The sequence below is a fragment of the uncultured Tessaracoccus sp. genome, assembly GCF_947286155.1.
Taxonomy (GTDB): domain Bacteria; phylum Actinomycetota; class Actinomycetes; order Propionibacteriales; family Propionibacteriaceae; genus Arachnia.
The window spans coordinates 1-25,097 of sequence record NZ_CAMYPD010000024.1 but is presented as its reverse complement, the minus strand read 5'-3'; the positions used below and the strand labels follow the sequence as shown (position 1 = coordinate 25,097).

23 protein-coding genes, 1 tRNA gene and 1 pseudogene are annotated in these 25,097 nt (G+C 65.9%); 7 read left to right on the top strand and 18 right to left on the bottom strand.

Features of this window, described 5'->3' with window-relative positions:
- Positions 1–77: 77 nt before the first annotated feature.
- On the top strand, positions 78–605 hold the full coding sequence (locus Q0X68_RS07595; protein WP_297749809.1) for an NADPH-dependent FMN reductase: 528 nt from the start codon (positions 78–80) through the stop codon (positions 603–605).
- Positions 606–772: 167 nt separating this feature from the next.
- Here the strand turns inward: Q0X68_RS07595 and Q0X68_RS07590 are convergent, their stop codons facing one another.
- Complete coding sequence (locus tag Q0X68_RS07590; RefSeq protein WP_297749806.1) at positions 773–2,110, bottom strand: UDP-glucose/GDP-mannose dehydrogenase family protein; 1,338 nt, start codon at positions 2,108–2,110, stop codon at positions 773–775.
- 65 nt (positions 2,111–2,175) lie between these two features.
- Here Q0X68_RS07590 and argS point away from each other — a divergent pair, with 65 nt between their 5' ends.
- Positions 2,176–3,810, top strand: a complete 1,635-nt coding sequence (gene argS, locus Q0X68_RS07585; RefSeq protein ID WP_297749803.1) for an arginine--tRNA ligase — start codon at positions 2,176–2,178, stop codon at positions 3,808–3,810.
- Positions 3,811–4,123: 313 nt separating this feature from the next.
- Here the strand turns inward: argS and ppgK are convergent, their stop codons facing one another.
- Genes ppgK through Q0X68_RS07565 form a run of 4 tightly spaced genes read right to left on the bottom strand, consistent with a single transcriptional unit; the run spans position 4,124 to position 9,565 of the window.
- Positions 4,124–4,894: a polyphosphate--glucose phosphotransferase gene (gene ppgK / locus Q0X68_RS07580; protein ID WP_297749800.1), complete on the bottom strand. Its 771-nt coding sequence runs from the start codon at positions 4,892–4,894 to the stop codon at positions 4,124–4,126.
- Positions 4,891–6,294 carry a PH domain-containing protein gene (locus Q0X68_RS07575; protein ID WP_297749796.1) on the bottom strand — a complete coding sequence of 468 codons (1,404 nt, stop codon included), beginning with the start codon at positions 6,292–6,294 and terminating at the stop codon, positions 4,891–4,893. Before Q0X68_RS07575 ends, ppgK begins: the two co-directional genes overlap by 4 nt.
- Positions 6,294–6,803: a PH domain-containing protein gene (locus Q0X68_RS07570; protein WP_297749793.1), complete on the bottom strand. Its 510-nt coding sequence runs from the start codon at positions 6,801–6,803 to the stop codon at positions 6,294–6,296. Before Q0X68_RS07570 ends, Q0X68_RS07575 begins: the two co-directional genes overlap by 1 nt.
- A 23-nt stretch (positions 6,804–6,826) precedes the next feature.
- Positions 6,827–9,565 (bottom strand): FAD-binding and (Fe-S)-binding domain-containing protein, encoded by a 2,739-nt coding sequence (locus tag Q0X68_RS07565; RefSeq protein ID WP_297749790.1) that lies wholly within the window; start codon positions 9,563–9,565, stop codon positions 6,827–6,829.
- Positions 9,566–9,653: 88 nt separating this feature from the next.
- Here Q0X68_RS07565 and Q0X68_RS07560 point away from each other — a divergent pair.
- The 3 genes from Q0X68_RS07560 (at position 9,654) to Q0X68_RS07550 (ending at position 11,211) form a co-directional block, all read left to right on the top strand.
- Positions 9,654–9,728 (top strand) — tRNA-Gly (locus tag Q0X68_RS07560).
- A gap of 192 nt (positions 9,729–9,920) precedes the next feature.
- On the top strand, positions 9,921–10,292 hold the full coding sequence (locus tag Q0X68_RS07555) for a type II toxin-antitoxin system HicB family antitoxin (RefSeq protein WP_297749788.1): 372 nt from the start codon (positions 9,921–9,923) through the stop codon (positions 10,290–10,292).
- A 265-nt stretch (positions 10,293–10,557) separates the two neighbouring features.
- The gene (locus tag Q0X68_RS07550; protein ID WP_297749785.1) at positions 10,558–11,211 is read left to right on the top strand and encodes a DUF3800 domain-containing protein; all 654 of its coding nucleotides are present in this window, start codon (positions 10,558–10,560) and stop codon (positions 11,209–11,211) included.
- A 250-nt stretch (positions 11,212–11,461) separates the two neighbouring features.
- Here Q0X68_RS07550 and Q0X68_RS07545 read toward each other — a convergent pair whose 3' ends face one another.
- The 13 genes from Q0X68_RS07545 to hutG all read right to left on the bottom strand — a co-directional run bounded on the left by Q0X68_RS07545 (position 11,462) and on the right by hutG (position 23,708).
- Positions 11,462–11,827, bottom strand: a complete 366-nt coding sequence (locus Q0X68_RS07545; protein WP_297749781.1) for a TadE/TadG family type IV pilus assembly protein — start codon at positions 11,825–11,827, stop codon at positions 11,462–11,464.
- 386 nt (positions 11,828–12,213) lie between these two features.
- Positions 12,214–13,074, bottom strand: a complete 861-nt coding sequence (locus Q0X68_RS07540) for a MetQ/NlpA family ABC transporter substrate-binding protein (protein WP_297749779.1) — start codon at positions 13,072–13,074, stop codon at positions 12,214–12,216.
- 96 nt (positions 13,075–13,170) lie between these two features.
- The gene (locus Q0X68_RS07535) at positions 13,171–13,836 is read right to left on the bottom strand and encodes a methionine ABC transporter permease (RefSeq protein ID WP_297749776.1); all 666 of its coding nucleotides are present in this window, start codon (positions 13,834–13,836) and stop codon (positions 13,171–13,173) included.
- Entirely contained in the window at positions 13,836–14,831 is a 996-nt protein-coding gene (locus Q0X68_RS07530) for a methionine ABC transporter ATP-binding protein (protein ID WP_297749773.1), read from the bottom strand. The genes Q0X68_RS07535 and Q0X68_RS07530 overlap by 1 nt, the downstream gene beginning before the upstream one ends.
- A gap of 117 nt (positions 14,832–14,948) precedes the next feature.
- Positions 14,949–15,539, bottom strand: coding sequence for a type II toxin-antitoxin system PemK/MazF family toxin (locus Q0X68_RS07525; protein ID WP_297749770.1), 591 nt, complete (start codon positions 15,537–15,539; stop codon positions 14,949–14,951).
- 36 nt (positions 15,540–15,575) lie between these two features.
- On the bottom strand, positions 15,576–16,157 hold the full coding sequence (locus tag Q0X68_RS07520; RefSeq protein ID WP_297749767.1) for a hypothetical protein: 582 nt from the start codon (positions 16,155–16,157) through the stop codon (positions 15,576–15,578).
- Positions 16,154–17,323, bottom strand: coding sequence for a M20 family metallopeptidase (locus tag Q0X68_RS07515; protein ID WP_297749764.1), 1,170 nt, complete (start codon positions 17,321–17,323; stop codon positions 16,154–16,156). Before Q0X68_RS07515 ends, Q0X68_RS07520 begins: the two co-directional genes overlap by 4 nt.
- A 63-nt stretch (positions 17,324–17,386) precedes the next feature.
- A complete protein-coding gene (gene serB / locus Q0X68_RS07510) occupies positions 17,387–18,247 on the bottom strand; it encodes a phosphoserine phosphatase SerB (RefSeq protein ID WP_297749762.1) in 861 nt (286 codons plus the stop codon).
- Positions 18,248–18,263: 16 nt separating this feature from the next.
- Positions 18,264–19,646 (bottom strand): S1C family serine protease, encoded by a 1,383-nt coding sequence (locus Q0X68_RS07505; RefSeq protein ID WP_297749759.1) that lies wholly within the window; start codon positions 19,644–19,646, stop codon positions 18,264–18,266.
- 90 nt (positions 19,647–19,736) lie between these two features.
- Positions 19,737–21,041 carry an NAD(P)/FAD-dependent oxidoreductase gene (locus Q0X68_RS07500; RefSeq protein WP_297749756.1) on the bottom strand — a complete coding sequence of 435 codons (1,305 nt, stop codon included), beginning with the start codon at positions 21,039–21,041 and terminating at the stop codon, positions 19,737–19,739.
- 91 nt (positions 21,042–21,132) lie between these two features.
- Complete coding sequence (locus Q0X68_RS07495) at positions 21,133–22,113, bottom strand: class I SAM-dependent methyltransferase (RefSeq protein WP_297749753.1); 981 nt, start codon at positions 22,111–22,113, stop codon at positions 21,133–21,135.
- On the bottom strand, positions 22,110–22,748 hold the full coding sequence (locus Q0X68_RS07490) for an HAD-IA family hydrolase (protein WP_297749750.1): 639 nt from the start codon (positions 22,746–22,748) through the stop codon (positions 22,110–22,112). The genes Q0X68_RS07495 and Q0X68_RS07490 overlap by 4 nt, the downstream gene beginning before the upstream one ends.
- A gap of 9 nt (positions 22,749–22,757) precedes the next feature.
- Positions 22,758–23,708 carry a formimidoylglutamase gene (hutG, locus tag Q0X68_RS07485; RefSeq protein WP_297749747.1) on the bottom strand — a complete coding sequence of 317 codons (951 nt, stop codon included), beginning with the start codon at positions 23,706–23,708 and terminating at the stop codon, positions 22,758–22,760.
- A gap of 76 nt (positions 23,709–23,784) precedes the next feature.
- Between hutG and Q0X68_RS07480 the strand changes: the two genes are divergently transcribed.
- On the top strand, positions 23,785–24,525 hold the full coding sequence (locus Q0X68_RS07480; protein WP_297749744.1) for an IclR family transcriptional regulator: 741 nt from the start codon (positions 23,785–23,787) through the stop codon (positions 24,523–24,525).
- 110 nt (positions 24,526–24,635) lie between these two features.
- Positions 24,636–25,061 (top strand): annotated as a pseudogene (locus Q0X68_RS07475) (urocanate hydratase); the annotation flags it as partial.
- Between the last annotated feature and the right edge of the window lie 36 nt (positions 25,062–25,097).

The following is a 25,097-nucleotide window of genomic DNA, read 5'->3' as shown; positions in this document are numbered from 1 at the left end:
CCTCTGCAATAGGTGACACTAGGGTCGGTGTGCTACATTGAAGTTGAAAGATCAACAAAAGAAAGTGTCTCACCAGCATGGCTCTCAAACTCATCGTCACCAGCACTCGTGATTCTCGCGTCGGCGACGCGATTGCGCAGCGCATCGCACCCGCCATCGCGGAAGGCGCCGGCCGGGAAGTTGAAGTGCTCGACCTCGTCGACGTGAACCTCCCGCTCTCGCTTGAACCCCAGATGCCGAGCCTCGGGAACTACCAGCATGCAACGACCAAGGCGTGGGCGGAGACCGTCGCCAGTGCGGACGGCTTCGTGTTCCTAACCCCTGAGTACAACGGCTTTTTCACCGCGGCCGCGAAGAACGCCGTCGATACGGTGTATGCCGAGTGGGGCGGCAAGCCGGCGGCTATCGTCGGGTACGGATTTGCGGGAGCCAACAGGGCTGTGCCGATGCTGGCGCAGCTGCTGACCAACGTCAATCTCGAGGTCGCTGAATCCTCCGTGCAGATGCCGTTCGGTGAAGCACTGGGGGAGGAGGGCCTCGACATCGATGCGCTCGTAGCCCCACACATCGATGCGCTGCGCGCCCTGGGTGCCCAGCTCGCGTAACAACGCCGCGAATCACGCCCGGTTACATTCCTGAGCTAACCCAATATTCACACGCGTTGCTCGAAACAGCCCAAAATGGCCGATTTCAGCAAACGCGTGTGGATATTGGGTTAGTTTGCCGTTTTGCTCCAATGGTTGAGCCGGCCCGAAGGGCCGTGTCGAAACCATCACCAGACAGAGACGCCGCGTCCCATGCCGTAGTAGTTCCAGCCGGCGTCGCTCCACTGCTTCGGGTTCAGCACGTTGCGCCCATCGACGATGTTGGGCGAGCCCACCTTCTGCAGCAGCTCGGCGGGGTCGAGGCTGAGGAATTCCTTCCACGGGGTGAGCAGCATCACCACGTCGGCGCCGCGCACGGCGTCGTCGACGGTGTCCGGCACGGTGAGATCGGGTCGACGTCGGCGCAGTTCGGGTCCCGCCGCGGGATCGTAGATCTGCAGCTCCGCACCGCGCGCCCACAGTCGGGTGGCGATGTCGAGCGCGGGGGAGTCGCGAAGATCGTCGGTTTCGGGCTTGAACGTGATACCCAACACCGCCACCTTCTTCCCGACGAGGCGGCTACCCACCGCGTTCTCTGCCAGCTCGACAGCAGCATCACGGCGCCGCAGGTTGATGCCGTCGACCTCCCGCAGGAAGCCAAGCGCATCGCCCACGCCGAGCTCGCCGGCGCGCGCCATGAACGCGCGGATGTCCTTCGGCAGGCAGCCGCCGCCGAAGCCGATGCCAGCCTGGAGGAACTTCGCGCCGATGCGGTCGTCATGGCCGATCGCCTCAGCCAGACGGGTGACGTCGCCGCCGGTGGCTTCGCAGAGCTCGGCCATGGCGTTGATGAACGAGATCTTCGTCGCGAGGAACGAGTTGGCCGCCACCTTCACGAGTTCAGCGGTCGGATAGTTCGCGACGATGAGCGGCGTGCCGGCGGCGAGCGGCGTGGCGTAACACTCGTCGAGCATCGCCTTGGCTTGCTCGCCTACGGTCTGATCCTCGGGGAGGCCGTAGACGATGCGATCCGGGGTGAGCGTGTCCTGCACCGCGTGCCCCTCTCGCAGGAACTCCGGGTTCCACGCCAGGATGATGTGCTTCCCGCTCGCGGCCAGGCGCTCGGACAGCTCCTGCGCCGTGCCCACGGGCACCGTCGACTTACCCGCGACGAGCACAGGTTCGTCGCCGCTGGGCTCAGCGTGGGTGAGGATGGTCTCAATGGCGGCGTCGACGTACCTCATGTCGGCCGCGATGTGGCCCTGCCGCTGCGGGGTACCCACACCGATGAAGTGGATCTGCGCATCGGCGATCTGCGTCGGATCCGTGGTGAACCGCAGGTTCTTCCCGACGTGGCGTTCCAGCAGCTCCGGCAACCCATCCTCGTGAAAAGGTGCGATGCCCTGCGACAGTTTGGCGATCTTCGCCTCGTCCACGTCGAGCCCCACCACGTCGTGGCCTAACTCCGCCATGCAAGCCGCGTGTACCGCGCCGAGATATCCGCAGCCGATCACTGAAATACGCATACCCTGCACTCTACCGGCGTGGGCGGCATTGGGCGTGGCGCCTTGTCGGTGCCAGAATAGCCGGCATGGAATCCTTGCCTGCACAGCTCGATGCTCGCCTGCGCGCGATCACGGGCGTCGATCCCGAAATGCGCCCCGCCACCAAACCCCAGTTTGGGCACTTCCAGTCGAACGTGGCCCTGCGTCTGGCGAAGCAGGAGGGGAAGCCGCCACGCGACGTCGCCGCTAGCCTTGTCGAGCAGCTCGATGTATCCGACCTCTGCGAGCCTTTGGAGATCGCCGGGCCGGGATTCATCAACTTCCGGCTGCGCCCTGAGGTGCTGGCGGCGGCAGCGACGGAGATCCTCGAAGATCCGAACCACGGGCTGAGCGTCACGGATCACCCCCAGCGCATCGTGATCGACTACTCGGCGCCGAACGTCGCGAAGCAGATGCACGTCGGGCACCTGCGCACGACGATCATCGGCGACTGCTTCAACCGCGTCTTCCGCGCGCTCGGCCACGTCGTGATCGCGCAAAACCACATCGGCGACTGGGGCACACAGTTCGGCATGCTCATCGAGCAAGTGCTGTTCGAGGGCATCGACGCAAGTCAGCTCACATTGTCGGAAGCCGACGCGCTCTACAAGCGCGCTGCGGCGCACTTCAAGGACGACGAAGCGTTCGCGACGAAAGCCCGCGCCCGCGTCGCGCTGTTCCAGGGCGGCGACGAGGAGTCGCTGTCGATTTGGCGCCAGCTCGTCGACATCTCGAAGCCTGCCTTCAACGAGGCTTACGACCGGCTGAATGTGCTCCTCACCGACGATGATCTCGCCGGCGAGTCCACCTACAACGACGACCTTCCCGTGCTCGTGAAGGAACTCGAGGAATCGGGCGAGGCCGTGATCGACGACGGCGCATTGTGCGTGTTCGTCGAGGGCATCGACGCGCCCATGATCGTGCGGAAATCCGACGGCGGGTACGGCTACGCCACCACCGACTTGGCCGCGATTCGTCGTCGCGTCAACGAGCTCCACGCCGACCGCATCATTTATGTCACCGACGCCCGCCAGGCGGGGCACTTCCGTCAGGTGTTCGCCGTCGCGCGCAAGGTGGGATTCCTCCCCGACGACATCATCGCCGAGCACGTCGGCTACGGCATGGTGCTCGGCGAGGATGGAAAGCCGTTCAAGACCCGCGACGGGTCTGCCGCGACGCTGTCGTCGCTGCTCGATGCCGCCGAAGAACAGGCCGCCCCGAACATTGCGCTCGCGGCCATTAAGTACGCCGATCTGTCGAACGGACTGCAGAAGGACTACGTGTTTTCCGCCGAACGCATGGTGCAAACCAACGGCGACACCGGCCCCTATCTGCAGTACGCGCACGCGCGCATCTGCCAGATTCTGCGCAAGGCTGAGGCCGAGGGCATCGGGCACGGGGCAGTCACGCTGCTGACCGAGCCCGCTGAGCAGCAGCTCGCGCTCCTGCTCACGCGGTTTGGGGAAGTCGTCGACGAGGTGGCCGCCGAGCTCACACCCCACAAGCTGTGTAGCTACTTGTACGAGCTTGCGGGTGCGTTTTCGACGTTCTACGAGCAGTGCCCGGTGATGAAGAGCGACGGCGACGTGCGCGCGTCGCGTCTCGCGCTGTGCGACACCACGAGACGGGTGCTCGCTTCCGGCCTGGACCTCCTCGGCATCGATGCTCCCGACCGGATGTGAGCCCGTTGGGGCGGCTGTTCATCGGTCGCCGCACCTCTGGCCATCGAGTAGGGCCGAAGGCCCGTATCGAGATGCGGTGTGGTTTCGATACGCGCCTACGGCGCTACTCAACCACCTGACTGATGGCATCCGATGATTGAGCCGCTGCCGAAGGCAGCGTGTCGAAATCATGCGCCGTGAGCTTCAGTGGCAGATTGGCGCCCAAAGATGGGCGGCAATCTGCCACCTAAGCGGATGTGGTTTCGATACGCGAGCTTCGCTCGCTACTCAACCACCGGGCGCGTACGGGCCAACCACCGGGAGGCAGCGCCGGCTAGTGGTCCTCGGGATGGATTTGCGCGTCGGCGGCGGCCATCGCCGCGCCGATGATGCCCGCCTGGTTGCGCAACACCGCGGGCACGGCGGGGGTTTTGATGTCGAGGTTCGGGCCGAACTTGTCCCAATCCTTCGAGACGCCGCCCCCGATGACAAACAGGTCAGGGGAGAACAACATCTCGACGTGCGAGTAGTAGCGGTGCAGGCGCTTCGTCCAGTCTTTGTAGGAGAGCCCCTCCTTATCCTTAATTGACGACGCCGCGCGCTTCTCTGCTTCGTACCCGTCGATCTCGAGGTGGCCGAGCTCCGAGTTCGGCACGAGCACACCGCGGTGGATGATCGCCGATCCGATGCCCGTACCGAGCGTGGTCACAATCACCACCCCCTGGTGATTCTTCGCCGCGCCAAACCGCACCTCCGCGAGGCCGGCGGCGTCCGCGTCGTTCACCAGCGTGATGTTCCGCCCCAGGCGTTCGGTGAGGAACTCGTCGGCATTCAGCCCTGCCCACTTTTGGTGCAAGTTCGCGATGAACGGAATCACGCCGTGCACCACCGGTGCAGGGAAGGTGATGCCCACGGGCACATCGCCGATGGTGGGGGTGAAGTGGTCAATGATTTCACCGATCACATCGCCAACGTTCTTCGGCGTCGACTTCTCGGGTGTCGGAATACGCAGACGGCTCTGCGTCAGTTCACCAGTGGTGAGGTCAACAGGGGCGCCCTTGATGCCCGAACCGCCAATATCGATGCCCAAGAAAATGCTGCTCATGGCAGCACTGTACCGGGTACCTGCTGGGCGTTCGCTCGCCGGGCTGCGCACGAGCGCTGCAGTTCGTCGTGGAACAACTGGCGGGCGTGCCCCGGCTCGAGGTGCGAGATGCTCACGTCGGGGGCGCCGTCGATCACCTGCACCTGCACACTCGCCACCTTCGCGAGACGCTGGAGCGGCCCCTGCGAGATCCCCAGCCCCTGCACCCGGGCGTGCGGAACGATCTCTACGTCGTCGCTGAGCAGTGCTCGACGCTGCGCGATGGCGGAATGTTCGACGGCGAACCAGCGCTGCCCGAACCACGTCAGCCAGCGACCGCGCGGCGACTGCTTCCACCACGTGAAGGCCGTGGGGTCGACGTCGGGCCAAAACAGCGCGATGACGTGCCGGGCCTCGTCGAATTTCCCGAACGGCATGACCATGTCGATACCGTCGTTGGTCTGCTCCTCGGATGCGGCAGCCTGGTTGCCAAGCACCGAGATCTTGACGCTCACCAACCCCGCCCAGCGCATAAACAGCGACTGATGCAGGGAAACGGTCTGCACGCGAGCTGGTCGCAGCGTGGTCTGCACGCGGGTGAGCGCGCCCTGTTGAATGCGCAGCCCCTTGCGGGTGCGCACGATGGTGAAGTCCCAGTACTTCAGCAGCGCTTTCGGAATCTGCCAGATCACAGCGAGCACCGTCAGCCACAGCCAGCCGAGACCAGCCAACACACCGAATGGGCCCAGCGTGATGATCAACAAAATCAGCACCGTTAGCGTGACCCCGAACCCGTACGACAGGAACGCACCCAGCACGATGTTGCCGGTCTGCGCCTTGTACACCACTTCCTCGACGGCGCCGCCGGGCTGGGCGGGTGCCCCGTCGGGGGTAGCGGTGGGTTGCTCGTCGTGCTCCATGCGGGCCAGGAGGGTGTCACGCATGGCTTCCGCGCGATCGAGTTTGAGGTAGCGAAGCGCCTGGCCGCCCTCGCCGCCGACGTCGATCTTCACCTCCGCGAGGCCGAGCAGCCGCGCGACGATGGGCCGGGTGATGTCCACCGACTGCACCTTGGTGAAGTCGATGCGGGTTGTCGACGTCGAAATGAAGCGCTTCTCGATGCGGAACTCGTCGTCGACGACGAATGTCGTGGTGCGCCACTGGATGAATCCAATGAGCAGCGCGAGCACGGCGACGAGGGCGATGCCGCCGAGGACGATCCACAGGATCAGCATGGGCGTCTCATCCAGCTTGATCTCTTCCTGGATGATCATGTTGATGATGAAGCCGACGACGGCGACGGCGACCAGCCAGGCGTTGACGAGCCCGGTGAGGGGCGACGGGCGCTCCACCTTGCGGGGCGCCCGAGCGTGGGGTGCGCCGAGGGTGGGGGAGGGAGCGTCGGAGAACGGTTGCGACATCAGATGCCCGCCCGCAGGTGTTGGCCGCGGTTGATGAAGCGGTCGCGGATCGCCTCAGCCGCCTCGCGGTCGAGGCCGGGGATGCTGATGCTGCCCGTCGACGAAGCCGTCACCATCCGCACGCTGGCTAGGCCGAACATGCGTTCAATGGGGCCAGAGGTTACCTCGACGAGCTGCATGCGCCCGTAGGGCACGCAGGTGAGCTGGCGCTGCCACAGGCCCTGCGTGACGTACACATCCTCGTCGCGCTCGGCGTAGCCCCAGCGCTTCCATACCCGGGGCGCGCGGACGAACCGCCAGATGATGAGCGCGAGCACGCCCACTAGCGTCACCCAGAAGATCCACGGCATCTCAGCCGCAGCCGCACCGAAGTACGCGCCGACGAGCATGCCACCGCCCAGGATCGTCCAGCTGATGGCGATGCTGATGAGTTTTACCGTCAGATATTTGCGGGAAATCGGCTGCCACTGCTCGGTAGGAGGGGCAAAGAGGGGATCCATCGAAGGCATGCGTTCATCCTAACGAGCACGCATTAGCCCCGCGAGACGGACGCCAGCACTTCGAGGATATGCACGAATGGTTTGCCGCTGACCCTACTCATCGCCACCTCGCAGGTGAGCGTCGTGGATGCATAGGCGTCGAACGTGCGCGCCTTGATGTCCTCGACGGCGAGCCGCGTCGCCGCAGTGGGTAGCTCGGGGCGCAGCAAGCCGCGTTCGCCGTGCGCTCCGCAGCAGTTCCACGTCGACGGGATGACGACCTCGTCGGCGACGGCGTGGGCGATGGTGAGCAGCGCGTCCAGGTTGTCGAGGTGGTGATTGGCGCACGACGGGTAGAGCAGCAGCGAGCCGATTCGCTCGTCGATCGTAAGCTTCGGCAGAATCGTCGTCGCGACGAAGTCGACCACGTCGATGATCTCGGGCAACGGTTCCGAGTACGGCTGCAGCATCGCCTGTAAGGCGTGCGTGCAGGCGGAGGAATCGACGATGACTGGCTGGTTCGCGTGGGGCGCGAGGGCTCGTCGCACCTGCCCCGTCATGGTCTGCTCGCCGAGGCGCATGCCGCGGCTGCTCCACGGGATGCCGCAACACAGTCGCGACGCGTTCAACAGCGTGACGGCCACTCCAGCACGCATGCGCAACACGTTGAACGCGTCGAACACGCCCTCGCTGGGCGCGCCGAGGAGTGTCTGCTGGCATCCGGGGAAGTACGCGGCGACGGCATCCTCCGCGGTTTGCTCGCGACGGGGGCGCCTGCGCACCTTCGACCCGCCGGTGAGATCGTCGGAGTAGGCCCAGACGCTGTCGCCACCGTAGCGTTTACGCCCCAACGCGATGAGGGATCGAGCGACGGGCTGGATGCGCTTGGCCGTCGACATCGCCGTCGAGACGAGCGACGTCGTGCGGCCCCAGTTGCGTGCGGCGCGGTCCCAGCTGCGCTCGCTGGCCTCCGTCGTTCTCGCGCTGCGCTGGCGTCGCACGAGCTCGCCGGTGTCAATGCCGAGCGGGCAAGCCACCTGGCACATGCCTGCGGCGGAGCAGGTGTCGATGGCGGCGTACTGGTAGTTCTCGGCAACCGCTTCGAGCAGCTCGGTGTCGTCTTGGCGGGCGGCGATCTCGCGCTGGAGCACAATGCGCTGCCGTGGCGTCAACGTGAGCTCGGCCGACGGGCACGTCGGCTCGCACAGCCCGCACTCGATGCAGCGGTCGACGGCGTCGGAGATCGTCGGCATGAGCTTCAGATTGGTGAGGTGCGAGTCGGGGGCATCGTTGAACATCACTCCGCGGTTCATGATGTTGAACGGGTCGAAGAGGTGTTTGATCTCGCGCATGCACTCGTAGAGTTCGACGCCCACCTGTCGTTCGAGGAAGGGCGCCATGGCGCGCCCGGTGCCGTACTGCGCTTTGACTACGCCTTGTTTAGCCAGTACGAGCTTGACGTAGGCCTCCATGAAGCGCTTGTACTTCCGAAGCCGATCGGCAACCGAGAAACGCTCCGTGAACACGAAATGGAGCGTGCAGTCGGTGAGGTGCCCGGTGATGGCGGGCTGCTGGATGCCGAACCGGGCGAAGAGTCTGCGTAGTTCGCGGATGGTGTCGACGATGTGCTCGCGGGGCACGCTGCAGTCTTCCATGACGAGCGTCGTCGCTGGTGGGCGGCGTTTCGCGAGGGCGACGTGCACGTCGTGGTACAGGTGCGACAACGGCCGGCTGGGGGCCTCGTCGGTGACGTCGTACACCTCCGGAAGTTCCGCGACGGCGTCCCTCACGCTGGCCAGGCGTTGCTCGAGCGCGTCGGGGGATTCGTCGCACAGTTCCAGCCAGAGGGCTGCGTGTTCGTCGAGTTCGAGATCGACGATGTCGGGGAGCGCGTCGGGCAGGGACTGGGCCACGCGGAGGGCCTCCACGTCGAACAATTCGATGGCGTCGAATCCCAGTTCGGCGAGGCGTGATGCGGCCTCGACCGCGTCGTCGAGGCTGGGGAATATGGCGAGGCTTGCGCGGTGGACGGGGAGCACCGGGACGGTGCGCATGGTGGCTTCGGCGATGAAACCGAGCGTGCCTTCGCTGCCCACCATGAGTTGCCGGATCATGGCGGATGGTTTGGAAAACTCGGTGAGCGCGCGGAGTTGGTAGCCCATCGCATTGCGCATCGACCACAGGCGAGCGATGGTGGCGAGCGAGTCCCGGTCCTCGCGCAGGCGGCGTCGAAGGATAGCGAGGCCGCCGGCGACCGTCGGTTCTTCCCAACTCAGGGCGAGGTCGGCGTCGGGTGCCGCGGTGTCGACGACGCGCCCGTTCGGGAGCACCACCACCATCGACTCCACGGTGTGAAACGCGTCCTGCGACAGGCCGAACATTCGTCCCGTCGCGTTGTTGGCGAGGACCCCACCGAGTGTGGCGGATTGCCCGCTCACCGGGTCCGGGCCCAACCGACGTCCGTAGCGGCGTAGCCGCGCATTGATCTCCGCGACGGTAGCCCCCGCGCCCGCGCGCACCCGCTCGCCGTCGTCGAGCACCTCAATGTGTCGGAACCGGCGGCGCACGTCGACGAGGATGTCGTCGCTGATGGCCTGCCCGCTGAGGCTCGTGCCGCCGCCACGCAGTGTGAGCCGACGGCGCTGCTCCCGGGCTTCCGCGAACAGTGAGCGGACGTCGTCGAGGCTGGATGCAACCACCACTTCCGAGGGAAACTCGAGGAAGCGGGACGCATCATGCGAGAGCGCGAGCCGCGTCAACGGATCGGCGCTTCGTAGCATCCCTTCGGTCACGGGCCAAATCCTAGCCGGGGTGCGCGCTGCTTGCAGGGCATGTCTGCTGTCTCCAGCTTCGCTGCTATGATGATGCGTCGAAGATACTGCGGACGTAGTTCAACGGTAGAGCGTCAGCTTCCCAAGCTGAATGTTGCGGGTTCGAATCCCGTCGTCCGCTCCAATGCGAAGCGGTGAGATAGATCAAGTTCGTGGTTGGTCTACCCGCCACGAACTTGATCTATCTTCGGTTTGCTGTAGTGGAAGGGGCAAACCACACACGGATCCGCGTTGGCGATAGAGCGACGGTGGTGCCGCGTCATAACGAGATCAACGAAATCACTGCGAAACACATCTTGAAGCAGATCGGGGCACGATGATGAAAGTTACTGCGCAAGTACAACGCTCTGGTGACTGGTGGGCTATTTCGGTACCGGAAATACCGGGTGTATTCACTCAGGCTCGTCGGCTGTCTCAAGTTCCCGATATGGTCCGGGACGCCGTTCGGCTCATGGAGGGAGATGAAGCACTGGACGTCGAAGTTGAGATCGTCGCCCATACCGAAATCGACGAACTTTTGGGAGAAACCTTGGCTGCACGTAGCGCGGCTGACGAAGCGGCGGCCAGAGCTTCCGAGCTGACGGTGAAGGCAGCAAAAGCGTTGACGGCATCAGGCATCACTGTGCGGGATGCGGGACACTTACTGGGAGTGAGTCCACAGCGAGTGGCGCAACTGACAGCGCGCTGAGTGAAACATCCTGTCGGACGAGTTCGCAGTCCGTCGTCCGCTCCAACGCGAAGCGGCAGTGGGCAATGGTGACGACTTCGCGGAATCCGGGTTCAGCGTTTGGTATTGTCGCGGACGCGGCTCAAGGAGGACACATTGAGGCCGGTACAGCGGAGACCGAGACGACATCGATTAGGTCGCTCGATGGCTACCGACGCAACAAGCGGAGCGCCGATGCGCAACAAGTCGAGAGGGCCGTCGCCGCAGACAACCCGGAGGACCAGTGATGGACTACTACGTCTATCTCGACGAGACAGGCTCAGCAGACTACAACAAGAAATCGGGCGAGTATTTCAGCATTGGTAGCGTTGCCTACAAAGGGGACCATCGCGACCCCCTCTGGAGGGGGTTCCAGCTCCGCACCGATTTAGAGGCCCGTGGGGTTCACTTACCCACGGGGTTCCACGCCGCCGATGACTCGAGAGCGACCAGAGATGAGGTATTCGAGGCCATCAAGCAGTTTCCTCCGATGCGTTTTGATGCCACCCACTTCCTGAAGGAGAACGCCTACGACAGCGTTCGGAAGGAGGGCAAGACCCGCCTCTATCATCTGGCGCTGTACATTCACCTGAAGCACGTCTTCCAGTTGCTCGGCGGTGTTGGTGACCGCGTCTTCGTGATCGCCGGCACCATCCATCTCACGAGGGGAACAGCGCAGGCAGCCAAGGGGGCACTGGAGGACGTATGTCGGCAAAGCTCAAAGCGCAACCGGCCCGTCATCCCGTGCTTATGGGAGGCGAGAACTTCGTGGGGGATACAGGTTGCTGACTACTGCCTTTGGGCACTCCAGCGAGAAATCGCAGACAAGCCATGTCAGTGGTTCCCCAGCGTCGTCAAACCCCTGCAGGCGAGCGATTTCTACCCATGGGGGAGAAAGTAGGAAGACCAGCTATCCCGGTAGGGAAAGGCCCCCCTGGGGCTCTTATCACTGGTCTTCAGGATCCAGTATCGCACAGAGAATCTCTACAGGCCAGGGCCCAGAGGGTGGAACCCCGCGGTCTGCACTTATTGACTAGGCCAATGAGAGCACGCCGAGATGAAGCGGCAAGATAGATCAAGCTCGTGGTTGGTCTACCCGCCAAGAACTTGATCTATCTTTCAGCGTTTTGTGGTAAGCGGCGACACAGGGGTCAACCGTCCGTGAGACGCTCGGTGGGAGTGGTCGCCTCAGCCCGGATGTCCGTCGGGAAAAACGGCACGACGACGAGCGCCCTGCCGGTGACTGTGGCCGACGTGGTATCACCGCTTCGATGCACCGTCGCCGACACATCAGTGAGCGACCCGTTAGTAGTGGCGTCGTGAGCGGCCTGTGTGCCGGCGGCTTCCGAGGCGCCGTAGGCGGCAGCGGCGCGGGCCGCGTCCTGTGCTGCCGCGTGCGCCGTGGTCTGCGCCCACGACATCATCGCCCACTGCACCGCGAGCAAGAAAATGCTGATGACAAGCGGCAGCAGCAGGGATACCTGCACCGACCCGCTCAGTCCTCGTTCATCTCGCATGGCACATTCTTAGCCGACCGACGGGTCAACTCGCGCCAGAATCGTCACCCTGTGGATAGCTCGACGGTCGGAGTGCCGGCACTCGGTAGTTGAGCCACCCACGCAGTGGGCTTGTCGAAGCCCGGGCGGGTCCGGTGGTTGAGTAGCGCCGAAAGCGCATATCGAAACCATCGCAGCCCTGTGCGGAGGATGTGCGTGGTTGGAAAACTGCAAAACTCGCCAACAGTGGCGGCACTCATGCGTGATTGCTGCAGGAGACGTTCCACTGATGTCGAGTTTTGCAGTTGCAGTGGGGCGTCTCGATATGGCGGCGCCTTACCTACTAGAAAGGCTCGAGGGCCACCCCGCACACGGCGAGACGGCCCTCGAGCGCAACAAAGGCACGGTCAGCCGGGGATGACGTCGCCGGACGGCCACTCGGACTTGATGAATTCCTTCACCTTGTCAGAGTGGAGCAGCTCGTCGAGCTTCTGCACACCCTCGTTGTCGTTGTCCTTGCGCCAAGCCACCACGTTGGCGTAGGGGTTGTTCTCGACCTTTTCGGACAGCACAGCCTTCGACGCGTCGAGGCCGGCGGTGAGCACGAAGTTGGCGTTCACGATGGCGAGGTCGATGCCGGGATCGTCCACCATCTGCACCACAACCTCAGGCTGCAGTTCCTCGAACTTCAGCCCCTTCGGGTTCTGCTCGGGCTTCAGATCGAGCACCGACGTCTCCAAGGTGATGTCCTTCAACAGACCGCCTTCCTGCAGCAGCAGGAGCGCACGCGCCTGGTTGGACACGTCGTTCGTGATGGCAACCTTCGCGCCTTCGGGCACCTCGTCGATGGATTGCGCCTCGCGGGCGAACACGCGCATGGGCTCGATGTGCACGCCCTCGCCGTGCTCGAACTCGTAGCCCTTGTTCGCTATTTCCGCCTCGAGGTACGGCAGGTGCTGGAAGTAGTTGGCGTCGAGTTCGCCGCTGTCCAGCGTCTGGTTCGGCAGGACGTAGTCGTCGAACTCCTTGATGGTGATGGAGATGCCTGCATCCTTGGCGAGGTTGTCGCGCACGTACTCGAGGATCTTCGCGTGAGGCACCGGGCTAGCGCCCACGACCACCTCGGTGGCGCCACCCTTCGCGTCGGTGCCGCCGTCGCTCGAAGCGGGCTTGGCGCTGCCACCGGACGAGGCATCGGTACCGCCGCAGGCGGTGAGAGACATGGCGGCTGCCAACGAGGCAGCAACTACAGTAAGAAGCTTTCGCATAGGAATGACTCCTTTGCTCGGGGCCAACAACAAGTTGACCAGTTCTTCAATGCCGGCCTGCGCCGGCGCCCCACGGGGTGTGGGGACAACTTGGGGTCAGCGGTGGTCAACCAGCCGCACCAGCAGCTCACCAACCAGCTGAATGACCTGCACCACCACAATCAGGATGACGATGGTGATCACCATCACCTCGGGGATAAAGCGCTGGTAGCCGTAGTTGTAGGCCAGGCGCCCCAGCCCGCCACCGCCGACGAGCCCCGCCATCGCGGAATAGCCGACGATGGTGACGAGCGTCGTCGTCATCGCAGCAATCAGCGCCGGCAGCGCCTCCCTCAGCCACACCTTCCAAATGATCTGAATCTTCGACGAACCCATCGCGCGGGCGGCATCCGTCTTGCCCGACGGCACGTCGCGCAGCGCGCTTTCCACCAGTCGCGCGAAAAACGGAATCGCGGCAATCGTAAGCGACACGCTCGCTGCGATCGGCCCCACCGCCGTACCGATGAGCATCGTCGTAAAACCGATGAGCGACACCATCAAGATCGCGTACGGGAACGAGCGCACCACATTCACGACGACGCCGAGCGCGCCACCGGCGACGCGCCCCCACCGGCCAAGCGTGTTGAAGTTGAACAGTGCGACGCCCAGCGGCAGCCCGACCAGGATCGTGAACAACCCGGAGATGCCGAGCATCAACAACGACTCCCAAAAACCCACCTGAATGGCATCCCACATCTGCGGGGTCACGGTAGAGAAATCCATCAGACCGGCACCTCCTGCAGCTCGGACGTGAGGCACGCGTCGGCACCCTGGTCGAGGAACAACTGCACCACCCGACGAGGGTCCGTGCCGTCGGGAACCGCGATGCGCAGGTGCGAAAACGTGGTGCCAGCGAGGTGCTCGACGCTGCCCGCGATGATCGCCAATTCCGCTCCGACGAGGTTGGACGTATGCGCGATCACCGGCCCGGCAGCCCGAGAGCCGCGGGACAGCACGTCGACGAGTGTGCCAGCCACGTTGTCGTGGTGGGGGATGCCGAGCAGCATCTGGCTGAGCTTGCCGTCGAGGGAGGACACCACGTCGGTGAGCGGCCCGCTTTCGATGATGCGCCCGTGATCGAGCAGCGACACCGAGTTGCAGATGCGCTTCACGACGTTCATCTCGTGCGTAATCACGATCACCGACCGCTCGGGGCTGCGCAGGCTCAGGATGAGTTCGAGAATCTCGTCGGTGGTGCGTGGATCGAGGGCCGACGTCGGCTCGTCGAACAGCATCACGTCGGGATGCGTGGCGAGCGCGCGAGCGATGCCCACCCGCTGCTGCATGCCGCCCGAGAGCTGCGACGGGTACAGTCGCGCGGCGTCCGCGAGGCCAACCTGCTCCAACAGTTCCATCGCGCGAGCGTGGCGCCGTGCGCGCGGCACACCGGCGATCTCTTGCGGATATGCGACGTTGTTGAGCACCGTGCGCGAATCAAACAGGTTGGCTTGCTGGAACACCAACCCAATCCGACGACGCGCCCTGCGCAGATTGCGGTCTGTGGCGCGGGTCAGCTCCTGCCCGTTGATCTGGATGCTCCCCGCGCTCGGGCGCTCCAGCATGGCGAGGCATCGCACCAACGTCGATTTGCCCGCGCCGGAGTGTCCGATGACGCCGTGCACTTCGCCGTTATCTACGGTGAGCGACACGCCGTCGAGCGCCAGCACGGTACGGGATGCACTCACATACTGTTTCGTGAGGTCGGTGACGGTGATCAACTGCTGCCTTTCCTTTCCCGCTCATTCAACCAGCCGGGAAGGGGCAGCCCCAACTTTCGTCCACGGCAGCCGGACGGGGTTCACCCACAGCTGAACGAGATCCCGGAATCCGACGGGTTACGCCCAGCGCGCGATACCCTCGGCCACCTCGTCGAAACGCTCGCGATCGAGGATTGCACCGATCCGGCGCACGGCGTTGGGGTCGATGCGAAGGAACCGGTTAACGCGCACCTCGGATGGGCGACGCTTGCGGTCCCAGTCGCCACTGCCGATGTCCACCCAGTACCGCCCGGCGCGCGCCTCCTGCGCCGCATCGACGTCGTGATCCTTGCTCGTCACCTGCAAGCCGATCAGCCAATCGCCGTCGCGCCCGATCAGTAACACGGGGCGATCTTTGCCCTGGCTGTGGTCTTCCTCGTAAGGCACCCACGTCCACACGATTTCGCCCGGGTCGGGCACACCGTCGACATGTGGGTCGTAGACGGGCTCGACGTGGCCGGTGAAATCCCCGGGGTAGGGGCCGCCCGGCGCCGGGGTTTCGGGTTGGCTGTGTTGCTTCGACGGCTTGGGTTCCTGCAGATCGCCGGGGGAGGGACGCACTGTCGTCGGCGCAGCCTTGGCGCGCTTCTGCAATGCCCGGCGGCCTTGCTTCGTCGCCTCGTGGACGCTGTCCATCACGAGACGCTTGAACAGTCGCCTCCAGTTCACGCTGTACCCCTACTTTCTGCGTCGTCTCACTCGAGGCTAGCGGAAGCGCGGCAAGCGCCCGTAATAGATGGTGCCCGGGCGGGAATAGCGTTCCGGCTCGTGCGAGCGCACTCGTCGCCACTGCTCGAAATAGCCGCTCACTGGCGGCAGGAACAGCAGCGCGCCTCCCACCAGCACCAGCCCCAAGGCAATCAGCCCGTACAAATTGATCAACAGCGCGACGAGCCCCGCCAGCCCTGCGGCGACGAGCGCCCCGACGCGCGCCCAGCCGCGCCCATTCCAAGCCTGGAACCCGACGACACCCGCGGCACCGCCGGCCAGACCCGCGAGCCCGGCGTACACGAACTCGAGGAACAGCGAGAACCACTTGCCCGGCTCGGGCTCCACCCACCCGGTGAGGTGCGCGGAAGCGAGGTATGTCTCGGGATGCGCGGCGCGCCACCAATGCCAGCCGTAGCTCCACGCCACCGCAGCCACCGCCAGGTACAGCACGATGGAAGCGACGACGAGCACCGCCGGGCGGCGTGGCTCACCGGTACGGGGGCTGAGGGGGACGTCGTCGCGAAGCTCCTCGATGGGTGGGAGCGTCGCGATCTCTTTCGGCTCGGTTTGTGTCATCCCAGCTTGCCCAGCACCAGTTCAGTGAACACCCGCACGCCGTCGTCGAGCACGCCGTCGTCGAACTGCGCGAAGGCCGAGTGGTTGAACGGCGCGGTGGCGGGGTCGAGGTCTTTCGGGCATGCGCTCAGCCCGAAGAAGCAGCCGGGTGCCGCCTCGAGCACCTGCGAGAAGTCTTCCGAGCTGGTGAGTGACTGCTCCCAGCGGACGTGACGCTCGGGGCCGAGCATCCGCACGATGGTGTTCGCCACGTACTGCGTCTCCGCTTCGTCGTTGACGGTCACCGGGTACGGCGGGTGCGACGGGTGCACGTCGGTTCGCAGTCCGTGGGCGTCGCCGATGCCTCGGGCGAGGCGCTCGAATCGCTCAATCACCTTGTTCCTGGCCTCGGGGGAGAAAGCGCGGATGGAGGCCTCGAGCCGCGCCGATTCCGGGATCACATTTGCGGACTGGCCGGCGGCGATGGTGCCGATGGTGAGCACCACCGGGTCGAACACGTCGAACTGGCGGGTGACCATCGCGTGCGAGGCGGTGATGAGCTCCGCCAGCGCAGGCACCGGGTCGTTCGCCTTGTGGGGAGCGGAACCGTGCCCGCCCTGTCCGGTGTAGCGCACCTCGATGAAGTCGTGAGAGGCCATAGTGGTGCCGGGTTTCGTGGTGAAGGTGCCGTAGGGCTCGAGGCCAGCCCAGACGTGGATGGCGTAGGCGGCGTCGATCTTCCTCCCGGCAGCCTCCAGCGCGCCCTCACGGATCATGTAGCTGGCGCCGTTGCGAACCTCCTCGCCCGGCTGGAACATGAACAGCACATCGCCGGCCAGCTCGTCGCGGCGGGCGCACAGCTCACGGGCGGCGCCGATGAGCATCGTCATGTGGAGGTCGTGCCCGCAGGCGTGCATGTTGCCATTCGTCGACGCGTAGTCGAGCCCGGTGGCTTCCTCGACGGGCAGCGCGTCCATGTCGGCGCGCAGCAGCACGACGGGGCGGTCGCCGTCGGAAGTTTTCGTGCCGCGCAGCACGGCCACGACGCTGCTCAGCGATTCGCCCAGCGTGATCTCCAACGGCAGACCTTCGAGCGATTCCAACACGAGCGCCTGGGTCTGGGGCAGATCCAGCCCAACCTCGGGAATCTGGTGGAATCTGCGTCGCAACTCGACGAGTTCAGTCACGGGTGCCTCCTTCAACAACGTTTCCTCGAGCCTACTCGGCCCCAGGTGCGCGGAGCCTGGTGTTCATTCGGGGAACGCGAAGGCCGCGACGGCGTCGAGCCGGGGGAAACCGACGGCGACGTCCGCCTGCGCCGCAGTGACCGGCTTCGCGCAAAACGCGACGCCCAACCCTGCCGTGGCAAGCATCGTGAGGTCATTCGCGCCGTCGCCAGCCGCCACCGTCCGCTCCAGCGGTACGTCGTGCGCGGCGGCGAACCCACGCAGGTCCAGCGACTTTTGTTGCCGGTCGACGATACGCCCCTCAACCTCGCCCGTGAGATACTCGACGCCATCCCGGCGGGCGGTCTGCAGCTGGTTCGCGGCGAAGAAGTCGAGCCCGAAATCGTCGGCAAGCCGGCTCACGAGCTGCGTGAAACCACCCGACGTGACGCCGACGCGCGCCCCGCGCGCATGTGCAGTATCGACGAGTTCCCTCGCCCCCGGAGTCGGGCGCATCAAGGGATAGACCTCGTCGAACACCGTTGTCGGAAGGCCTTTCAAGGTGGCGACGCGTTGACGCAGCGACTGCTCAAAGTCGAGCTCCCCGCGCATTGCCTGCTCGGTGATGGCAGCCACTTCGTCGCCTCTACCGGCGTGCTCGGCGAGCAGGTCGACGGCCTCCGTCATCGTGAACGTGGAGTCGACGTCGCACATCACGATGCCAGCGTCACGCGCGACGAGCGCCCCGTCGACGACGCCCACGGCGACGCCGTCGGCAGCGGCGCGCAACTCGGCACGCAGCGCCTCGGGGTCGTCGGAATCTGCGAACGCGTGCACGACATGGCCGAACGCTGCCTCAGCAGCGACGATCCGCGTGGGCGCGCACCGCGCCACCAGATCGTCGGAGATGGGGGAATCGGATGCGAACGTCACGCGGATCTGCATGCCTCGAGCCTATGCGCTAGCGCTGCGAGGCCACCAGTTTCAGCTCGGCGGTGTGCTCGTTGCCGTCGCGCAGATAGGTGACGTTCACGCTCTGCCCCACCTGCTGTGCGCGCACGAGCCCCACCAGCTGCGCCGTCGACGACACCTGCCGCCCACCAATCGCAGTCACCACGTCGCCGGGGCGCAGCCCCGCATCGGCCGCGGGGGAACCGTCGATCACCTCGGCCACCTCGGCGCCCATCTGCCCGGTGGTCTGCACATCGCGCGCGGTAATACCGATCTGCGGGTATTGCGCCTTGCCTTGTGCGATGAGCTGTTCGACGACGTGCTTGGCCTGGTAGGCGCCGATGGCGAAGCCGATACCGATGTTGCCCGACTTCGTGCCGTCCTCCCGCTCGCCCGACAGCGACGCGATGGAGCTCGTGATGCCGACGAGCTGCCCCGCCGAGTTCACGAGCGCGCCCCCGGAGTTCCCGGGGTTGATGGCCGCATTGGTCTGAATCGCGGCGGTGACCACCGCGTCGGAGCCACGGCTCGTCGGCGACTGCTGCGAACCCACCGCCTGGGTGGTGACGGGCCGATCCAACGCGGAGACGATGCCGGTGGTGACGGTGTTCGACAGCCCGAGCGGGTTGCCGATGGCCATCACAGGGTCACCCACCTTGAGCTTCTGCGAATCGCCCCACGCCATCGGCTGCAGATTCGACGGCGGGTTCACGATGCGGATCACCGCGAGGTCCGTCGACGGATCGGAGCCGACGAGCTCCGCGTCGTAGGTCTGGTCGCCGAGTGTCACGCGAATCTTCTGCGCGCCGTTCACCACATGGTTATTCGTGACGATGTTGCCGGCCTTGTCCACGACCACGCCAGAGCCCTGGCCACCGCCGCGCTCGGAGGCCACTTGAATGGCCACCACCGATTTCGACGCACTGTCCGCCACCGCGGTCCAGTTCGGGTTGCTCGGATCAGCCTGCTGCACCGTCGCGCCGGAACTCGCGCCTTGGGTGGCCCCACCGTCGGTGGTGCTCTCCGACGACGACACTGCGGCCGGCTGCTGGCTGAGCATGTACTGCGTGGTGAGCGCCGCGGAACCCGCGCCGACGCCGCCCGCGAGGAGGGTGAGTCCCAACACTCCTGCCACGAGCTTCCCACCCTTGCGCTTACGCGGAGCTCCGACGGGGCCCCTCGCCGCCGTCGGTGCGGAGGGCTGCCCCTGGGGCTGAGACTGAGGCTGCTGGAACGCCTGGCCCGGGTAGCCCTGGCGTGGAGGCTGGCTGGGGTAGCCCTGGCTGGACGATTGGAACCCCGACGGGTACTCCGGACGCGGCTGGGGTGCGCCCCCGTTGCCAGACGAGGGCTGGCCTGCGTCCCTGCTCCACGGGTTGGGGTTGCTGCTCATGTGTGTCTCCTCACTCGACGATCTGTGCCCAGCTTCATCGGGCAGCCTGTGCGTTTCCTGTGCGGGCGCACCGGGCTACCTGTGAGTGTGTTAGCCGTCGGACGGCTTCTCCTTGCGGTGACGGTTGAGGTACTCCGGGCTCACCGTCATCGCGGAGCGTTTGCCCGAGACGAAGGTGATCAGCCAGCGCACGAGCGTGCCCACCTGGTTCTTGAAGCCGGCGATGGTGAGCAGGTGCAGGAAGCACCACGCCATCCAGGCGATGAAGCCGCCGAGCTGGAGCTTGCCGATCTGCACCACGGCCTTCCACTTCGCGATGGTGGCCATGGAGCCCTTGTCCTTGTACACGAACTTCTCTTCGACGGGCTTGTCGTCGATGCGGTTCACGATGGTGCGGGCGGCGAATTTTGCTGGTTGGATGGCGCCCTGCGCGACGCCGGGGACGCCGTCGACGGCCATCATGTCGCCGATCACGAACACTTCGGGATGCCCAGGCAGCGTGAGGTCGGGGAGCACCTTCACTCGCCCCGCGCGGTCGGTCTCCGCGCCGGTGCGTTCTGCTAATTGCTTGCCCAACTCGGAGGCCTGCACACCTGCCGACCACACCTTGCAGTAGCTCGGGATGACCTCTTCAGAGCCGTCCTTCGCCTTCAACGTGATGGAATGTTCGTCGACGTTGGTGGCCATGGTGTTCATGCGCAGCTCGACGCCCAGCGCCTCGAGGTCGCGGGCGGTGCGCTTGCCAAGCTTCTCGCCGAACGGGGGCAGCGGGTGGTCGACACCGTCGACGAGAATGACGCGCGCCACCGACGTGTCGATGCTGCGGTACTGCTTGTGCAGCGTCTGCGCGGCGAGCTCGCGAAGCTGCCCGGCCATCTCGACGCCGGTCGGCCCCGCTCCCACTACGACGAACGTTAAGAGCCGGCGCCGCTCCTCCTCGTCGGGCTCCACCTCCGCGTGCTCGAACGCATGCACGATGCGGGCGCGCACCTCGAAGGCGTCGTCGATGGTCTTCAGCCCCGGGGCGAATCGCTGGAAGTGGTCGTTGCCGAAGTACGACTGCGTCGCGCCGGCGGCCACGATGAGCGAATCGTAGGCGGTGCGATGCTCCTTGCCGTCTTGCTCCCAGATCACCTCACGCGCGTCGACGTCCACGTCGGTGACCGAGCCGAGCAGTGTGCGAACGTTGCGCTGCTTCGCGAGGATCTCGCGCATCGTCGGGGCGATCTCATTTTGCGACAAGATGCCGGTGGCCACCTGGTACAGCAGCGGCTGGAACAGGTGATGGGTGGTGCGGGAAATGACGGTGACGTCGAGGTCGTCTCGTTTGAGGGATTTCGCTGCGAAGAGCCCCCCGAACCCCGAGCCGACGATGACAACACGATGCTTGCCCATAACGCTCCCTGGAGGTGGTTTCCTATTTGATTACCACTGTAGAAGCCACTGAAAATAGGGCCCAACGTGCGCGAAATGCCTACGTAGCCGGCTACCGCGCTTCGCAACACGCGACGGTGTAGTGCGGGTTCTGCGCGACGACGCGCGTGCGCCCGAGTCGCACGTTGAGCTCCTTGCGCCACGGCAAATGCGAGTTGTACACGCACCACAGCTGGCCGCCCGGGCGCAGCAAGCGGCGGGCGTCGTCGAACAGCGCCAGCGTCGCGTCGGAATCCTTCGCCGTGCCGCGGTGGAAGGGCGGATTGGTGACGATGGCGTCGAAGCTCGCTTCCGGGAGATCGGCGGTGCCGTCTGCCCAGAACGCCTCGACGTCGACGTCGTTCTCGCTGGCCGCGATCTGTGTGGCCGCGACGGCCGACCAGCTCACATCGACGCCCGTCACCCGCTTGTCACGCTGCGCGAGCCAGCACGCGATGGACCCATTGCCGCAGCCAAAATCCAGCACATCGGTGCCGTCGACGTCGAGCACCTCGAGCAGGAGCTTCGTGCCGGGGTCCACCTTCGTGCCACCGAACGTCGCCCCGTGCGAGGCTACGGTGAGCCCGAGCGCGTCGTGGTGTTTGAGTTTCGGCCAGTCGGACTCAGCGTCCGCCTCCGGCCCCCAGGCGCGCAGCACGCGCGACTTCTGGCGGCCGAGGCTCGCGTTCACGGCGGTGAAATATTTCGCGAGCACCGAGTTCATCGACTTGTTCATATGCTTGTCGCGCCCACCCGCGAGGAACAGCATGTCGTCGCGCCCGAGCACGGAGGCCGCGATCTCGTCGAGGGCCGCGAGCGCCTTCGGCAGGCGCCCGACGGCGAGCGCCGCGCCGCCGAGCTCGTCGGGGTGGTCGACGAGCAACTCCTCGGGCACCTGCTGCGCGTCGCGGACGTCGTCGCAGAACACGCGCATGCTGCCGGTGCGCGTCGCCAGCTGCTCCACGAGCGCCGGCGCGTCGAACACCGCGACGGTGCTCAGCTCGGCCGGGAGCTCGTCGATAAGGAGGCGGTCGACGGGGTCGAGGGCGGTCATGCGGGCTCCAGGTTCAGCAGGGGACGGAGGTCGTCGAGTGTATCGAGCCGGTGGCAGCGGTGCACCGGGCCGCTCGGTTCTTCGCGGAGGAGGGCCGACGCCATGCCCGCCGCGCTCGCGGCCTCGGCGTCGATGGGGCGATCGCCGACGAAGATGCAGTCGTCGACATCGAGCCCGTGGCGCTCCAGTAGGAGCTGCACCATCGTTGGGTCGGGCTTGCGCGGGAACCCGTCGGGAGCGCATACCATGTCGTCCACGGTGAGCTCGAGTGCCGCGAGGAGCGCCTCGGCGGAGGTGCGGTCGCGGTGCGTGATGATGAGGTTGAGCCCACCGGGGGCGCGCACGTCGGCCATGAGCTCACGTGCGCCTGCCATCACGGGCGGAGGATTGCTCTCCCAGCGGCGCTTCAAATCAGCGTTGGCCTGCTCAAACACCGCCGCCGGTAGGCCCGTGCGGTCCGCCAGCGCGTCGATCGCGTGCCGCGTGGAAGTGTGAGTGAGCGAGGCCACATCGTCGACGGGGACGGCGGCGCCACGACCCTGCGCGGCGTTGGCGAGGGCCTGGTTCAGCTCGGGATAGGTGTCGACGAGCGTGCCGCCCATGTCCCAGAAGATGTGGCGGTGGCGGGAAGGCATGCGGCGAGTCTAGTAGCGACGCTCCAGGCGCACCTGCGGCAGGCAAGCCGTCGCCTCCGAAATGAGGCGTGCGCCCAGCTTGGCCGTGCGCCCGTCGACGTCGTACTTGGGGTTCAACTCGACGACGTCCATGAGCCGCAGCTTCCCGGACGCCGCGACGGTTCGGACCGCACCGACGATGGCGCGGGCCGGCACGCCCAGCGACGCGGGCGCGGAGACGCCCGGCGCGATGGCCGCCGGCAGCACGTCGAGGTCGATGGTGAGGTAGACCGCGTCGAGGCCGGCGATAAAGTTCTCGGCGAACTCGATCACGCGCTGCGTGGAGCAATCCACGTCGAACAGGTAATCGACGTCGAGCTCGTCGGCGCGCTGGAAGAGGGCACCGGTGTTCGACGGCTCAGCGATGCCGATCACGCCGTAGCGGAAGGCCTCGCCCGCGTCGCTTTGGGCCAGGGCCATCTGCTGAAACGGCGTGCCCGAAGTGGGGCGCTCGGCGCTGCGCAGGTCGAAGTGCGCGTCGAGGTTCAGCACACCCCAACGCTGCCCGGCCACCACTCCCGACGCCGTGAGCCCCAGGTACGACGCCCACGCCGTCTCGTGCCCGCCGCCCAGCACCACGGTGAGGACGTTGCCGTCGGAGGCCAGCGCGTCGCCGATGCGGTGACCCATCGCCGCTTGCCCGGCCTCAAGATCCTCGCCCTCGACGGCCACGTCGCCCAGATCGTGCAGCCCGACGGAGCCGTCCGCGAGGCGACGGTGCAGCGCCATCGGCGCTAGCGCGCGGCGCAACTCGGCAGGGGCGGCTGCCGCTCCCTGGCGCCCCTGGTTGCGGCGAACCCCCTCGTCGGAGGCGAAACCGAGCAACGAGATGTGGCTGCCGGCGGGGGCGTCGGTGCTGATGCGCTGATGCCACCGGGCGTGCTCGGGCCCGTCGCCGTCGGTTCTGCCTGTCCAGATCATGCGGCCATTGTCTCGCGCGCGGCGTCCGGAACCAAGGCTGGCTTCGCGTAGGCTTCGAGCCAGCAAGGAGGTGCGCATGGGCAAGGTGCCGGCGGCGGAGTCGACGCTCGCCGTGCTCACGTTTTTGGCAGGGCAGTCGCGCCCGGTGGCGGCCAGCCGGATTGCCGCGACGCTCGGCATCCCGCGTTCCACCACCTACGACCTGCTCGGTGTGCTCGTCGCAGCCGGGTTCGTGATTCGCTACGACGCTGAACGCGCCTACGGGCTCGGGCCTGCCGCCTACGAGCTCAGCTTCGCCTATCAGCGCCAGGCGCCGCTCGCGATCGTCGGCGGCAAGGTGGCCCGCAGAGTCGTCGACCGGCTGGGGGAAACGTGCCACATCGCGGTGCTCCAAGGCCGCGACGTGCTCTACGTCGTGGAGCAGCGCGCGGCGGGGCGCCCGTCGCTGGTGACCGACGTCGGGGTGCGCCTGCCCGCGCACCTCACCGCGTCGGGGCGGGCCTTGCTGGGAGCGCTGCCGCCTGCGCAGCTGCGGGCGATGTACGCGGGCGTGTCAACGCTGGAGCGCATGGGCGCCGAGGGGTCGCTGGAGTACTCGCCGTCGCGGGTAATGGCCGAGGCGGCAGACACCGCGCGCCGCGGGTTCGCCGTCGAAGATGGGGAAGTCACGACGGGGTTACGCTCGCACGCGGTGCCCGTCGTGAACAGGGCGGGCTGGCCGATCGCCGCCGTCGCCACCACGTTCGAGCAGGCGCCAGCAGGGGGCGTCGAGGTGCTGCGCGAGGCGGCGGAGGAGCTGCGACGCGCGCTCGCCTGATGTCCGGTATCTCGGACAGTATTCGGCCCGTTGGGGCGCCTGTGGGCCGATGACGCTGGCGCGGCACCGTCGGCTGGGCTGAGATGGGGTCAATAGGTAAGGAGGCACCGATGAGAACCGTTCGCGCGCCACGAGGCACCGAGATCACCGCGAAATCGTGGTCCACAGAAGCGCCCATGCGCATGCTCATGAACAACCTTGATCCCGAGGTGGCCGAGCGCCCCGAAGACCTCGTCGTCTACGGCGGCACCGGGCGCGCCGCCCGAAGCTGGGAGGCGTTCGACGCCATCGTCGCCACGCTGAAGGAGCTCGAGGAAGACGAGACCCTGCTCGTGCAGTCGGGCAAGCCGGTGGGCGTCGTGCGCACCAACAAGTGGGCGCCGCGCGTGCTCATCGCGAACTCCAACCTCGTCGGCGACTGGGCCACCTGGGAGCATTTCCGCAAGCTCGAGGCCGAAGGCCTCATGATGTACGGCCAGATGACCGCCGGCTCCTGGATCTACATCGCCACGCAGGGCATCCTCCCTGTCTCTTATACACATCTCCGAGCCCACGAGACGTAGAGGAATCTC

What these genes read in the sequence shown, in the direction of transcription:
- Q0X68_RS07500 (WP_297749756.1), bottom strand. Translation starts at nt 21,041, where the DNA reads ATGGGCAAGCATCGTGTTGTCATCGTCGGCTCGGGGTTCGGGGGGCTC.
- Q0X68_RS07495 (WP_297749753.1), bottom strand. Translation starts at nt 22,113, where the DNA reads ATGACCGCCCTCGACCCCGTCGACCGCCTCCTTATCGACGAGCTCCCG.
- hutG (WP_297749747.1), bottom strand. Translation starts at nt 23,708, where the DNA reads ATGATCTGGACAGGCAGAACCGACGGCGACGGGCCCGAGCACGCCCGG.
- Q0X68_RS07540 (WP_297749779.1), bottom strand. Translation starts at nt 13,074, where the DNA reads ATGCGAAAGCTTCTTACTGTAGTTGCTGCCTCGTTGGCAGCCGCCATG.
- Q0X68_RS07505 (WP_297749759.1), bottom strand. Translation starts at nt 19,646, where the DNA reads ATGAGCAGCAACCCCAACCCGTGGAGCAGGGACGCAGGCCAGCCCTCG.
- Q0X68_RS07595 (WP_297749809.1), top strand. Translation starts at nt 78, where the DNA reads ATGGCTCTCAAACTCATCGTCACCAGCACTCGTGATTCTCGCGTCGGC.
- Q0X68_RS07570 (WP_297749793.1), bottom strand. Translation starts at nt 6,803, where the DNA reads ATGCCTTCGATGGATCCCCTCTTTGCCCCTCCTACCGAGCAGTGGCAG.
- argS (WP_297749803.1), top strand. Translation starts at nt 2,176, where the DNA reads ATGGAATCCTTGCCTGCACAGCTCGATGCTCGCCTGCGCGCGATCACG.
- Q0X68_RS07550 (WP_297749785.1), top strand. Translation starts at nt 10,558, where the DNA reads ATGGACTACTACGTCTATCTCGACGAGACAGGCTCAGCAGACTACAAC.
- Q0X68_RS07520 (WP_297749767.1), bottom strand. Translation starts at nt 16,157, where the DNA reads ATGACACAAACCGAGCCGAAAGAGATCGCGACGCTCCCACCCATCGAG.
- ppgK (WP_297749800.1), bottom strand. Translation starts at nt 4,894, where the DNA reads ATGAGCAGCATTTTCTTGGGCATCGATATTGGCGGTTCGGGCATCAAG.
- serB (WP_297749762.1), bottom strand. Translation starts at nt 18,247, where the DNA reads ATGCAGATCCGCGTGACGTTCGCATCCGATTCCCCCATCTCCGACGAT.
- Q0X68_RS07555 (WP_297749788.1), top strand. Translation starts at nt 9,921, where the DNA reads ATGATGAAAGTTACTGCGCAAGTACAACGCTCTGGTGACTGGTGGGCT.
- Q0X68_RS07590 (WP_297749806.1), bottom strand. Translation starts at nt 2,110, where the DNA reads ATGCGTATTTCAGTGATCGGCTGCGGATATCTCGGCGCGGTACACGCG.
- Q0X68_RS07545 (WP_297749781.1), bottom strand. Translation starts at nt 11,827, where the DNA reads ATGCGAGATGAACGAGGACTGAGCGGGTCGGTGCAGGTATCCCTGCTG.
- Q0X68_RS07575 (WP_297749796.1), bottom strand. Translation starts at nt 6,294, where the DNA reads ATGTCGCAACCGTTCTCCGACGCTCCCTCCCCCACCCTCGGCGCACCC.
- Q0X68_RS07490 (WP_297749750.1), bottom strand. Translation starts at nt 22,748, where the DNA reads ATGCCTTCCCGCCACCGCCACATCTTCTGGGACATGGGCGGCACGCTC.
- Q0X68_RS07535 (WP_297749776.1), bottom strand. Translation starts at nt 13,836, where the DNA reads ATGGATTTCTCTACCGTGACCCCGCAGATGTGGGATGCCATTCAGGTG.
- Q0X68_RS07480 (WP_297749744.1), top strand. Translation starts at nt 23,785, where the DNA reads ATGGGCAAGGTGCCGGCGGCGGAGTCGACGCTCGCCGTGCTCACGTTT.